Genomic DNA, 12,264 nt, shown 5'->3' on the forward strand with positions numbered 1-12,264 from the left:
TGCGTGACCGGCCGCTCGGGTGCGCCGCCGCACCTTCGCACCGCTGCAACGTTGCAGCAGAATCAGGAGCCCATTGTGAACGACATTCCCTTTGTTGATACCCATGTGCACTTCTATGACCTCGGGCATCCCGAGTTGCGTTATTCGTGGCTCGATCCGCAACTGGATCACCCGGTGATCGGCAATATCGACGCGGTGAAGTCGCGTCAGTACCGTCCAGAAGACTTTCTGGCAGAGTCGCGCTTCAACCACGTGAGCAAAGCCATCCACGTGCAAGCGGCTCTGGGCAGCCCCGATCCCGTCGTCGAGACGCAGTGGCTCAGCGAGGGCTTCGAACGCACGGGGATTCCCCACGGCATCATCGCGCACTCGAATCTGATGGCCGACGATCTGGAGGCCGAGCTCGACCGGCACGCAGAGTTCGCTGGTTTCCGCGGCATCCGTGATTTCTCTGAGGGTGACTATCTCGTTGATGAACGCTACCGGCGCGGAGTGCGCACGCTCGGCGCTCGCGGACTTGTCGCATCGATCGACTGCCTGCCCGAAACGTTCAGCAAGGTCGCAGATCTCGCCGCGTCGGCACCCGAGACATCGATCTGCGTTGATCATTGTGGTTTTCCGCGTCAGCGCGATGACGAGTACTTCGCGTTCTGGAAGCGCGAGATGACCGAAATCGCTGCCCGGCCGAATACGTTCATCAAAGTGTCGGGATTGGGCATGGTCGACCAGCGTTGGACGCTCGATTCTTTGCGTCCCTGGGTGGACGCTTCCATCGACCTCTTCGGCACCGACCGCACCGTATTCGGGTCGAACTGGCCACTAGACCGACTCTTCAGCTCCTACAGCGACCTGATTCAGGCCTATCGCACGCTCATTTCGGGCTACGCGCCACACGAGCAGTTGGCGCTGTTTTCGGGCAATGCTGAGCGAATCTACGACGTGTGATGGGAGGAACGCACGTGTGACTTGAACCTGCGCAACCGCAGACTGTTCAGCACGACGAACACCGAAGAGAACGCCATCGCTGCGCCCGCAATGAGCGGGTTCAGCAGGCCAAGCATCGCGATCGGTAGGGCAGCCACGTTGTAGGCGAAAGCCCAAAACAGGTTGCCGCGGATCACGCCGAGGGTGCGCTTGGCGAGGCGAACCGCGTCGGCGACCACTAGCAGGTCGCCGCTGACGACCGTGATGTCGCTGGCTGCAATCGCGGCATCCGTTCCGCCACCCATGGCGATGCCGAGGTCGGCGGCGGCGAGCGCGGCAGAGTCGTTGACCCCGTCACCGACCATCGCGACGGTGCGGCCTTCGGCTTGCAATTGGCGGATGACGTCGAGTTTGCCCTGCGGAGTGACTCCGGCGTGCACGTCGGAGATTCCCACAACGGCGGCGACGGATGCTGCCGCTCCTGCATTGTCGCCGGTGAGCAGCACGGGGCGCAGGCCGAGCCGCGTGAACTCGGCTATGGCGTCCGCACTGCTTGCCTTGACGGTGTCGCCGACAACCAGCACGCCTCGGGCCTGACCGTCCCACGCGATGACCATCGCGGTGGAGCCGGCAACTTCAGCTTTCTCAACCAGAGTGAGGGCGGCATCCGACACTGTCTGGTGGTGGTCGGTCGTGAGCCACGAGGGCTTGCCGACGAACACCACAGTGTCGTCGATTGTCGCCTGAACACCATTGCCCGCGTGCGAGGCGAAGCCGGTAGCGAGTGGCAGTTCGAGGCTGCGTTGGGTTGCGGCGGCGACTACGGCACGGCCGACCGGATGCTCGGAGCCAGCTTCCACGGCGGCGGCGCGAGCCAATACGAGCTCCTTGTTTTCGCCGTCGAGCACCTCGATCGAGCTGAGGCGCATTTCGCCGGTCGTAACGGTTCCGGTCTTGTCGAGCACGATCGTGTCGACGGTGCGCGTACGTTCGAGCACTTGGGGTCCGCTGATGAGGATGCCAAGTTGTGAACCGCGACCCGTTCCGACGAGGAGGGCGGTGGGCGTTGCGAGTCCGAGGGCGCAGGGGCACGCGATGACGAGGGTCGTGACGGCGGCCGTGAAAGCGAGTTCGATGGGCCCGCCGGCGATTATCCAGCCGACGAACGCAACGACGGCAAGGCCGAGAACGACGGGAACGAAGATCGCCGAAACGCGATCGGCGAGACGCTGGATGTCGGCTTTGCCAGTTTGGGCTTCTTCGACAAGTCGGCCGAGGCGGGCCAGTTCGGTGTCGCGGCCAACGCGGGTGATTTCGATGACGAGTCGTCCGCCGACGTTGAGGGTGGCGCCCGTTACGCGATCGTCGGGGCCGACTTCGACGGGAACGGATTCGCCGGTGAGCATGCTCGCATCGACGGCGGAGTTACCTTCGATCACGAGGGCATCGCTGGCGATCTTCTCGCCGGGCCGCACGACGACGTGGTCGCCGACGGCCAGCGCCGAGACGGCGATGCGCTGCTCGATACCGTCGCGCAGAACGGTGGCATCTTTTGCGCCGAGCTCGAGGAGGGCACGTAGGGCAGCCCCCGACTCGCGGCTTGCGCGGGCTTCGATGTATTTGCCGAGCAGGATGAACACGGTGACGGCCGCGGCAACTTCAAGGTAGATCTCGCTAGCGCCACCGTGCGGGGTTCCGAAGAACGTCATCGTCATGTGCATCCCGGCTTCGCCAGCGCCGCCCACGAAGAGAGCGTAGAGCGACCAGCCGAAAGCGGCGATGACGCCGAGGCTGATGAGGGTATCCATGGTGGCGGCACCGTGGCGCAGATTGATCGCGGCGGCTCGGTGGAATGGCCAGGCACCCCACACGGCCACGGGAGCCGCGAGAGTGAGGGCGAGCCACTGCCAGTAGGTGAACTGCAGGGCAGGAATCATCGACAGCAGAACGACAGGCACGGTGAGGGCGGTCGAGACGAGCAGTCGGTGCAGTAGCTGCGCGGCGCGGTCATCTGCGGCGGGTGAGCTCGCGGCATCCGGGGTCTCGGAGATCGGCGCGGGGATGACGGCGCTATACCCAGCAGCCTTGACAGTTTCCAGAAACTGGGCGGTGTCGGTGCCTTCGGGGGCGCGAACACGAGCTTTTTCGGTCGCGTAGTTCACGGTCGCCTCGACGCCGGGAAGCTTGTTGAGCTTGCGCTCGATGCGGTTAGCGCACGAGGAACAGGTCATCCCGGTGATGTCGAGTTCGACATCGAGAAAGTTGACGGTGTCGGCGGTTTGTGCGGTGCTCGCCGTGAGCGGTTCGGAGGTCATCAGAGGCTCTTCACGAGCGTGTAGCCGGCCTCCTCGATTGCGGCGCCGACAGTTGCGTCGTCAAGGGGAGCATCGGAGGTGATCGAGACGGTGGAGGGCAGCCCCGAGGCGAGGTCGACGGTCACTTCGGTTACGCCAGCCACTTCGGTGAGTTCTTCGGTGACGCTGGAGACGCAGTGGTTGCAGGTCATTCCTTCGACCAGGTAATCAGCGGTGTGAGACATTGTTCTCCTTCTATTGGGGCGTGTGCGTGTGCAGGTGCAGGGGTGTGTTCCGGCTGCGGTGGGCAGGCGCGGGTAAATGCTGTGGTCAGGACCGCACGAGTCGCGCGATGGCGGCGCTCGCTTCGCGAATCTTCTCGTCGGCTACGGCGCCACCTTCGCGGCTGGCTTCGGCGACGCAGTGGCTGAGGTGGTCATCGAGCAGGGCGAGCGCGACTGATTCGAGGGCTTTGGTCGCGGCTGAGACTTGAGTGAGCACGTCAATGCAGTAGGTGTCTTCTTCGACCATGCGGTGGATGCCGCGAACCTGACCTTCAGCGCGACGCAGTCGTTTCAGCAGTTGCTCTTTGTTGTCGTCGTAGCCGACCATGGCATTCCTTTCGCACGGATACCCCTTAGGGGTATCACCATTACACGCCTTGCGTGCGCGAAAGTCAACCGGCGATAGATGCGCGAGTGAGTGCTGACTCGAATTCGGCGACTGATCCGGCTACGGCATCCAGTTCTCGATCGGTGAGTATTGCGGTGATGCTGCCGTCGTCGTGATGGGCGAGCACGAGGGGCAGTCGGGCGTTCGCGACGAATTCCGTTTCGGTGGGGGTGATCTCGTTGCGGTGCCGCACGTCGAAGGGCACTCCGAGGCGGTTGACCATGGCGTCCCATTCGGGTTTGCGGCGAAGGGGTGAGTGGGTGATGTCGCACAGCGCGCAGGCGGTGGTGCCGAGGAGGTGGCCGATCACATACCGCGTTTCGCCCCACAGCCCGCCGTCGGCGTTGTAGATGCCGGTGTAGCGGATGATCGCCATGATGTCTCCTCGGGTGCGGTGATGCGGTGTCTAGCCTCCCTGTAGTTCGGAGCCGTGGTTAGCCGCGGATGGCTTTGTAGATTGACTCGCGCAGATCGCGCCAGAAGTGTGCCGTGGATTGCGATTGTTCGAGTGGTTTGCCGTTGAGCACGATGCCTGGGGACGTGGAATTGATGGTCATGACGTGGTTGGCGAATTGGTGCGCGGTGTTCGCTGAATTCTTGGCGGTTGATGTCAGTGCGGTTCGCGATGTCTCGAGGTGGTTGCTGGCTGAGGTGGCGACGGTGTTGGCGGTGGCCAGGATGTTGTCGCGGTGAACAGCGAGTGCTTTGGCCGCGTTCATGATGATGGCGAGTATGGCGAGCACGGCGGCGATCGTGAGGGGAACGACGACTTCTTCTGCTCGAGTGGGGAAGGGGAGATCGAGGCGTCCGACAGAGAGGTTTTCGATGATGCCGGTGGTGCCGCCACCGGCAACGAAGCTGGCGTAGGCGTCGGTGAGTAGTCCTGCGAGGCTTCCGAGGGCGGTGGCGGTGGCACCGATGACGAGTGCGAAGAGAAAGTCGCGGCCGCGACTGACTGGGCCGTGTGAGCCTAGGGCGAAGAGTTGAAATGCTGCAAACATTCCGATCGCGGCGACTGCGGCCGCGATTCCAGTTCCGAGTAGTCCGACGAAGACTGCTGCGGCGATGGCGAGGGGTATTGCTAACACCGAGAGGAACGCGCCGAGGGCGAAATTGCGGGGCTTGGTGTGGGGATCTGACACTGTGGCAACCTCCGATCGCGCTGCTACGGCAGCGTTGCGATAGCTTCCAGAGTAGCTTTTTGCTGGCGCGCTGGCGCGCTGGCACGATTATTTGTCTGCCCCTCCGGGTGTGAGGCTCTGCGGGGCTATCTGCGGAGGGTGGTAGTTGGCACAGGCGAGCTCATTGTGATGTCATCCAGATCCCAGCGTCCGGCTCCCACCAGCCGTCAGTAACAGTTCCGTCCAATATCGGGTTCAGCATTGCTCGGACGCGTTCCTCGGCGGCTGAGACATTGGGGAAATTGTCCAAGAGCCCGAGGGGTCGAGCGAGCACCAGGTATCGACTTGACCAGTCCGGAGGGACGACGAATGCTTCAATTTGTTCGAGTTCACGACGCTTGGACTCAGTTGATACGGCAATCCACAGGCGTCGAGCATCGAAGGATTCCGTTATCGAAATAAAAAGGAGATCGATCAAGTCCTTGACGCGCGACGAAGGAGATTTGCTCTCTCCGTATGTCGCGTGGGTTGCGCATAATTTGTCCGCTACTTGGTCCACTATTGGGTACAGCACGTAGTCGTAAGTGCGTAGACGGGCAAGCGGCAATCGATTGGCCGGGCTCAACGTTTCGAGCTCACCAGTGGGCTTGTAGCCGGCTGCAAGATCGATCGACAGAGTGCTCTGCTTCGACACGCCAACATAGACGTCAAAAGTCAGGCGGCAGCCAGCCGTATAGGGCTGGTTCTCTCCGTCCAACTGGTTGACCCTGTTCGCAAGTTCGAATCTAAATGATCCTCAAGGTCGACGGTCGCCAGCTGTTTCAGATCGGCTACGGCAGCTTCGAGGTCGCCCTCTCCCGACGACAAGTCGATATCTTTTGTGGCCCTACTGGTTGACAGCCGAGCGAGCATCCCGGTGCCGCCCTTGAGAGCAAACTTGGGTGGCTGAACGGAAAACACTCTGCAGAGGAATCGGTCAAACGTCGCTTGTCGGATCAGATCGCCGACACCGACTGAGGTGGCTCGCACGTCTCGCTGTGCGGCACTTTTGATTGCTGCCTGAACGGCGCGACCGTTGGGATACGGAGATTCGTCAGCCTGCATCGGATGCCTGCTTCTGCGTCGCGAGATTCTGTAGCACATTGACATCCTTCACGAGCGCTTGCACGGATCGCATATCGTCCCCGGATGTGACACTTTGCGATCGTTCAATCGGCATTGCGAGGGCTTCGGATGGCATTGTTGCGTCGTCGGGAGAGGTCGCAGAGAGCCATGCTGGGTTTGAAGTCACCCGTTTGATTTGGGTTGCGACATCCACGCGGCCCAGTTCGAGAAGCTTCCTCAGTAGTGCGAGTCCGTCGTCCTTGGGAAATCCATTTCGTGCGGCGAGCGGGTTAAGAAGGTTCGCCAGAAAATCGAGTTGAACGGTTCTGGAACGGAGCGCATCGCCAACGAGATCCCCGACCAGGCTGAGGTCTTCTTTGTCTTGCACTAGGTCCGCGATCGTTCGTTCGATTCCCGTGGTCGGAATTCCGGCTACCAGTGTGATCTGGTCGGCTGCGAGGGGCCTTCGCTTGAATCGGATATCGGGGCGCTGCGACTGTCGACGAGTTGGCGAAGTAAAAACATAGGGAGTGGGAAGGAGGTCTCCGACTCCGTGCAGGGCCGCCGCCGTATTTCCGCTCACCACGATGCCGACTGCCCCGTCGCGAATGCGGTCTTCGGCCACACGATCTGGATCGAGGCTGAGCCAAGCAGCTCGAATGTCGTCGAACTCGTGGGGCGAACTCCCTGCATCTCTATAGACGCCATGAGCTAGACGCTCGAGATGTCCACTCTCAGCGAGCCGCGCAATTTGTACTCGGCTTACATGTTGCGAACTCGCCTGCGAGGTCGTGACCATTCCCCACTGGCCTGACGAGATTTCAGCCAGCGCTCGTAGAGCTTCTGACACGTTCATGCTTGAATTGTAACGTCTAGATAGATACTTTTCAAGTACAAGCGGATGTTTTTCGCGTCCAAATGGACAGAACCTGATCCCACGCTGCCAGCCGTGGGGCACGCCGCCTGACGTAGGCGTCTGAATACTTGTGACGTAGTTGTCGAGTTAATTGGTCGCGCAAGACGTGTCGTAGGGGTTAGCCGCGCAGGGCGAGTGCAAACGGGAGTACGGCTTCTGTTCCGGCTTCGCGGAGTGCTTTGGCGGCGATGGTGAGGGTCCAGCGGGAGTCGACGAGGTCGTCGACGAGCAGGATGGGGCCGTTGGGTAGCGGGTTGCCTGCGGCTGATGCGGTGCCCTCGGTGTAGCCCTCGGCGGTTCCAGCTGCGTCGCTGCCGCCGGCCCATTCGAACTGTCCCCACACGCTCGCGAGTCGGTAGGCGCTGTTGCCGCCGGGTTCGCCGGTGGGTCCGCCGCCGGTGTGGCTGAGGGTGCCGAGGTAGGGCAGTTTGCCGGCGCTCGCGAGGGCTTGGGCGACGGATGCCACGAGTTGTGGTCGGCTGCGTGACGGCATGGAGACCACGGCGACGGGTCGCTCATCCCAGCCCCAGTCGGCGAGCACGCGCACGCAGGCGGCGACGAGCGCGGGGCTTGCGGGTGCGTCGGGGGTTCCGGGGGCGAAGAGGGTGCGCAGGGTGCCGCCCCAGCCGAGGTCGGTGAGGCGGGCGAGGGCGCGGCCTTCGCTGGCGCGCAGTTCGGGGGTGATGCGTCCGCGTACGGGGACGCCGAGCTTGTCGGCTCCGGTGGGCCATTGCGCGCGGGGTTCGATGGGCACGCCGACTTTGTCGAGGGTGGCGGTGGCGCGGGTGGTGGCATCCGTGCTGATGTCGGTGGGGTACCAGACGCCGGCGCAGTTGTCGCAGCGGCCGCATTCGGTGGCGGTGTCGTCGTCGAGGGCGCGTTGCAGGTATTCCATGCGGCAGCCTTCGGTGCCGGTGGGCAGCCGTTCGTAGTCGAGCATGTGTTGTTGTTCGGCGCGGCGGGCGGCGGTGACTCCGGCGTAGCGTTCGGCGTCGTAGCTCCAGGGTTGGCCGGTGGCGGTCCAGCCGCCTTGCACGCGGGCGACGGCTCCATCCACGTCGAGCACTTTGAGCAGGAGTTCGAGGGGTGTGCGGCGCAGGTTCACACGGGCTTCGAGCGCCGGTGTGGAGACGGGCCCGGCCCCGGTGTTCGCTGCTTCAGTTAGTTCAGCGATGACGAGTTCGGCGTTGGTTTGGTCGGGCATGGATGCGGTGGCGAAGTATTCCCAGATGTCTTCGTCTTCGCGGCCCGGCATCAGCAGCACGTCGGCGTTGTCGGTGGCGCGGCCGGCACGGCCGACTTGTTGGTAGTACGCGACGGGGGAGGAGGGGGCGCCGAGGTGGATGACGAAGCCGAGGTCGGGTTTGTCGAAGCCCATACCGAGGGCGCTCGTGGCGACGAGTGCTTTCACGGTGTTGTTTTTGAGCGCCTGTTCGGATTCTTCGCGTTCTTGCGGGTCGGTTTTGCCGGTGTAGGCGCGCACCTCCAGGCCGCTGTCGCGCAGTAGCCGCGCGGTGTCTTCGGCGGCGGAGACGGTGAGCGTGTAGATGATGCCGCTGCCGGGCAGTTCGGCGAGGTGGCTCAGCAGCCAGCCGAGGCGAGCTCGGGCATCCGCGAGTTTAAGGACTCCTAGGCGTAGGGATGCTCGCGCGAGGGGTCCGCGGATGGTGACGACTTCGGTGCCCGCAGTGGCTGGGTTTTCGGTGCTGCCGGTGGGGTTGGTTTCGAGTTGCGCGGCGATGTCGGCGACGACGCGGGAGTTGGCGGTGGCGGTGGTGGCGAGCACGGGGACGCCGTCGGGCATGGTGGCGATGAGTTCGCGCAGGCGGCGGTAGTCGGGGCGAAAGTCGTGGCCCCAGTCGCTGATGCAGTGCGCTTCGTCGACGACGAGCATCCCGATGCGGTTGATCAGTGTGGGCAGTTGGTTGTCGCGAAAGCTGGGGTTGTTGAGGCGTTCGGGGGAGACGAGCAGCACGTCGACTTCATCGTTGGCGAGCTGCTGCTGAACTTCGGCCCATTCGTGCGGGTTGGTGGAGTTGATGGCGACGGCTCGAACTCCGGCGCGGGATGCCGCGGCAATCTGATCCCGCATGAGCGCGAGCAGTGGCGAAACGAGCACGGTAGGGCCCGCACCTCGTCGGCGCATGAGCAGCGTAGAAACGAAGTAGACGGCGGACTTTCCCCACCCCGTACGTTGCACGACAAGCGCGCGGCGGCGCCCACCGACGAGCGTCTCGATCGCCTCAAACTGTCCCTCATGAAAATCGGCACTCTCATTGCCGACAAGCGTGCGGAGAACGGTCAGGGCATCGGTGCGGGTATCTGTCACGTGGCTAGTGTGGCAGGGGGTGCTGACTTTTCGGTGCGGGAGGGGGTTTATAAGATGATCCCTAATGTGCGCCGATTGGAGTGATGAGCCGCGAGTAAGTAATCGTTTTCCTACGTGGCTTACTCGTCGATCTGCTCGAGGGGGACGAATTGGTCGAATTTTTCCCGATCTTCTCCGGTAATTATTGCGTGAGCGGCACGCCCCAAGTGATACCCAAGGTTGACAGGTACAGCGTTTCCAATCTGCTTGTACTGGGCGGATACTGAGCCTGAGAAGGCCCACTCATCAGGGAACGTCTGGATGCGCGCGTACTCGCGCACATTCAGGGGGCGGGTTTCTTCGGGATGGCAACGCTCAGTCTGCTTTTGGGCAGGATTGCATGTGAGGGTAAGCGAAGGCTCGTCCCAGCTCAGCCTTCTTGCCATTCCAGTCTTCCCACCGCCTAGGTGATAGCTGCCCTTTAAGTAGTCGCGCTGGAGAGAGTCAGGGAGGTCGCGCCAGTAACCACCTGCAGGAACTTGACTCATGACATTTCGCTTGTACTCCGAGTACTCCTGGCCAGCGGACTTTGGCGCATCGCCGATTGCATCCCAAAGGCTCACGATGTAATCACGTTCCCGCGGGAAAAGAATCGGCGAATCAACATCATTGCGCACAGCTACGATGATCAATCTTTCTCGCTTCTGCGGAACGTCGAGATACTGCCCCCTGAGAACTCGGTAGTTGACCTTGTAATCCAGATCCTGGAGCACGGCGACCATGGTCTTGAGCGTCCGCCCGCTGTCGTGCCCCAGCAGTCCTCTGACATTTTCTCCGATTGCGACCTTCGGTCGAACTTCCTTCACAGCCCGAGCGAACTCGTAAAATAGCGTCCCGCGCGTATCCTCAAACCCTTGTTTTTTGCCAGCGTAGCTAAAAGCCTGGCATGGGAATCCGCCTTCGAGAAGATCAACCTTGCCCGCAAACGGGGTGAAATCTACGGTCGTAACGTCGCCTTCAACAACATTCCAGTCCGGTCGGTTCAGCCGAAGTGTAGCTGCAGCGTGCTTGTCGAATTCGTTCAGAAGGAGGTGACCAAACCCGGCGTTGGATAGCCCTAGGGCGGTTCCTCCGGCTCCAGCGAAGAGATCAATGGCGCTGAGTCCAGTTTTTTCGCTGTGGAGGATCGAGAAGTGACGATCTCCTTGACTGCGCGAGTGCTGTTTCTGTTGCAAGCGTTCGATTTCAGCGGTGTCGAATAGGCGGTGATTGGTCTCCGAGCGTGTGCTCCTAATCATCCCGCGCTTATCCCAGCGCCGAATAGTGTCAACGGAGACGTTGAGGTGTTGTGCGGCGGCAGCGACGTTTAGGAGGGTCATGAGTCCATTCTACGGTAACCATTGCCCTATGCAGTGGTTACCAGATAGCCGTGTTCGATCAAGAATCTCCCGCCGCGCTATGTCCGCGCCGCTAGAGTCGAAACTAAGTGACAAATTCTTGGGTGGAGAGGTGTTTCGATTGACTTATCTGGACTTTATCTCGGACGACCGACTTTTCGAGTGCACAAGGGATCTTCTAGGGCACTTGGAGAATGCCCACGCAAAGAAAGACCGGACGCTCTACAAGAACGTCCTCGACCCCTTTGGCGCTCTATTCGAAGCTCAACAAGATGGGTATTTCCTCGACGATTGGATTGCTGCGGAGCGCGCTCGACAAGTTCAGAAGACGTTTCAGAACCACCTCGGTACATTTCATGAGCGAATTCTCGGGAGCATAGAAGGGTGGACTCGTCTCGGAAACGCGCCATCGAGAGTCGATCTGACGAACAAGAACCTCAGAATTATTGCGGAGGTGAAAAATAAATTTAACACCATAACCGGCACACGCTTGCCTCAAGCCTTAAGTACCTTGACCGAACAGGCGCGCACTTACAGAGCTGAGTGGGGCGGCGACGTCACCGCGTATCTTGTATACATAATCCCTCAGAAACCGGCAGGCATAACGAAGCTCCATAAGAAAGTCCCGCGAATCGGTGAGGTCCAAATCATTGACGGTGCCCGATTCTACGACCTCGCATCCGGAGAGAAGGACGCTCTCGCTCAGCTCTTTTACGTGCTCCCGGACGTTATCGCTTCGATAACGGGTCGATACACCTCGGAGGGTGGTGCCGCTGAGCTCAGAGAGAGCTTTTCTAACCTATACATCCGCGCGTACGGGAGCGCAGCATGGAACCGCGTCGAGTTGGCACGGGGTGGCTCGTTTTGATTTCTAGAGGACAAGCTTTGTGTCCTCCGAGTTCACCTTGAGCGCTCGACCCAAAATTCCGGCGCTACATCTCCCCCCCCCCCCGATTCAAGCGAACGCGCAAGACAGGGTGCTCAAGATGCGCCTGACCGATACGCGCATCATAAACAGACTTAGCGGCTTGCGATCAGGAGTGCGCCGTAGGTTCGATATCTACGCAGCGCGCTCGCGTTAGGCGCTCGCCGCCGTTTCAATCAGTTCGACGGCAGGGATATCGGCAGGTGCCCATTCGAGGTCGCTCAGCTCGGGTGGCGCGAGCCAACGAACCTCCGCGTGCTCAGTCAGCGCTGGTGTGCCGGAGAGCAGTTCGCAGTAGAACGTGGTCAGCACGACGATTCCGAAGTCGTACTCGTGAGTCGTGGTGGTGATCAGCTCGCCCACTGCCACCTCGCACTCGAGTTCTTCGGTGATCTCCCGTGCGAGTGCATCGCGGGGAGTCTCTCCGGCTTCGATCTTGCCGCCAGGGAACTCCCACATCCCGGGCAACGCTCCGCCGGGCCCGCGCTGCGCGCACAGTATGAGGCCTTCGCGCACGATGACTGCGCCGACGACGTTGATCTGTTTCTTCACTGATGATCTCTCGGGACGTCCGCAGGGGCAGCTGGTTGGCTTTCGAAGCAG

General features: G+C 61.4%; 12 protein-coding genes. 2 read left to right on the top strand and 10 right to left on the bottom strand.

Going from position 1 to position 12,264, the window contains the following annotated elements; genetic code table 11:
* Window positions 1-3: 3 nt before the first annotated feature.
* Window positions 4-945, top strand: a complete 942-nt coding sequence (locus AACZ26_RS03050; RefSeq protein ID WP_339619019.1) for an amidohydrolase family protein — start codon at window positions 4-6, stop codon at window positions 943-945.
* Here AACZ26_RS03050 and AACZ26_RS03055 read toward each other — a convergent pair.
* The 9 genes from AACZ26_RS03055 to dcm form a co-directional block, all read right to left on the bottom strand.
* A complete protein-coding gene (locus AACZ26_RS03055) occupies window positions 933-3,239 on the bottom strand; it encodes a heavy metal translocating P-type ATPase (RefSeq protein WP_339619020.1) in 2,307 nt (768 codons plus the stop codon). The two genes, AACZ26_RS03050 and AACZ26_RS03055, sit on opposite strands and share 13 nt — an antisense overlap.
* Window positions 3,239-3,463, bottom strand: coding sequence for a cation transporter (locus AACZ26_RS03060; RefSeq protein ID WP_339619022.1), 225 nt, complete (start codon window positions 3,461-3,463; stop codon window positions 3,239-3,241). Before AACZ26_RS03060 ends, AACZ26_RS03055 begins: the two co-directional genes overlap by 1 nt.
* Window positions 3,464-3,548: 85 nt before the next feature.
* Window positions 3,549-3,830: a metal-sensitive transcriptional regulator gene (locus tag AACZ26_RS03065; protein WP_339619024.1), complete on the bottom strand. Its 282-nt coding sequence runs from the start codon at window positions 3,828-3,830 to the stop codon at window positions 3,549-3,551.
* 64 nt (window positions 3,831-3,894) lie between these two features.
* Window positions 3,895-4,266 (bottom strand): hypothetical protein, encoded by a 372-nt coding sequence (locus tag AACZ26_RS03070; RefSeq protein WP_339619026.1) that lies wholly within the window; start codon window positions 4,264-4,266, stop codon window positions 3,895-3,897.
* Between the two features lie 58 nt (window positions 4,267-4,324).
* Window positions 4,325-5,032, bottom strand: coding sequence for a hypothetical protein (locus tag AACZ26_RS03075; RefSeq protein WP_339619028.1), 708 nt, complete (start codon window positions 5,030-5,032; stop codon window positions 4,325-4,327).
* Window positions 5,033-5,192: 160 nt separating this feature from the next.
* A complete protein-coding gene (locus AACZ26_RS03080) occupies window positions 5,193-5,705 on the bottom strand; it encodes a nucleotidyl transferase AbiEii/AbiGii toxin family protein (RefSeq protein ID WP_339619030.1) in 513 nt (170 codons plus the stop codon).
* A gap of 399 nt (window positions 5,706-6,104) precedes the next feature.
* Window positions 6,105-6,971 (bottom strand): type IV toxin-antitoxin system AbiEi family antitoxin domain-containing protein, encoded by an 867-nt coding sequence (locus AACZ26_RS03085; protein ID WP_339619032.1) that lies wholly within the window; start codon window positions 6,969-6,971, stop codon window positions 6,105-6,107.
* A 178-nt stretch (window positions 6,972-7,149) separates the two neighbouring features.
* A complete protein-coding gene (locus AACZ26_RS03090) occupies window positions 7,150-9,360 on the bottom strand; it encodes a DEAD/DEAH box helicase (RefSeq protein ID WP_339619034.1) in 2,211 nt (736 codons plus the stop codon).
* A gap of 119 nt (window positions 9,361-9,479) precedes the next feature.
* On the bottom strand, window positions 9,480-10,718 hold the full coding sequence (dcm, locus tag AACZ26_RS03095) for a DNA (cytosine-5-)-methyltransferase (protein WP_339619036.1): 1,239 nt from the start codon (window positions 10,716-10,718) through the stop codon (window positions 9,480-9,482).
* A 139-nt stretch (window positions 10,719-10,857) separates the two neighbouring features.
* On the opposite strand from dcm, the gene AACZ26_RS03100 reads away from it, so the two are divergent.
* Window positions 10,858-11,604 (top strand): Eco47II family restriction endonuclease, encoded by a 747-nt coding sequence (locus tag AACZ26_RS03100; RefSeq protein WP_339619038.1) that lies wholly within the window; start codon window positions 10,858-10,860, stop codon window positions 11,602-11,604.
* A 210-nt stretch (window positions 11,605-11,814) separates the two neighbouring features.
* Here the strand turns inward: AACZ26_RS03100 and AACZ26_RS03105 are convergent, their stop codons facing one another.
* Window positions 11,815-12,213, bottom strand: a complete 399-nt coding sequence (locus AACZ26_RS03105; RefSeq protein ID WP_339619040.1) for a (deoxy)nucleoside triphosphate pyrophosphohydrolase — start codon at window positions 12,211-12,213, stop codon at window positions 11,815-11,817.
* Window positions 12,214-12,264 lie beyond the last annotated feature (51 nt).

The organism is uncultured Salinibacterium sp. (assembly GCF_963974405.1).
In the GTDB taxonomy this organism is placed as follows: Bacteria; Actinomycetota; Actinomycetes; order Actinomycetales; family Microbacteriaceae; genus Rhodoglobus.

Excerpts from the sequence above, each read along its gene's own strand:
- AACZ26_RS03055 (WP_339619020.1), bottom strand. The coding sequence starts at position 3,239 with ATGACCTCCGAACCGCTCACGGCGAGCACCGCACAAACCGCCGACACC.
- AACZ26_RS03060 (WP_339619022.1), bottom strand. The coding sequence starts at position 3,463 with ATGTCTCACACCGCTGATTACCTGGTCGAAGGAATGACCTGCAACCAC.
- AACZ26_RS03065 (WP_339619024.1), bottom strand. The coding sequence starts at position 3,830 with ATGGTCGGCTACGACGACAACAAAGAGCAACTGCTGAAACGACTGCGT.
- AACZ26_RS03070 (WP_339619026.1), bottom strand. The coding sequence starts at position 4,266 with ATGGCGATCATCCGCTACACCGGCATCTACAACGCCGACGGCGGGCTG.
- AACZ26_RS03085 (WP_339619032.1), bottom strand. The coding sequence starts at position 6,971 with ATGAACGTGTCAGAAGCTCTACGAGCGCTGGCTGAAATCTCGTCAGGC.
- dcm (WP_339619036.1), bottom strand. The coding sequence starts at position 10,718 with ATGACCCTCCTAAACGTCGCTGCCGCCGCACAACACCTCAACGTCTCC.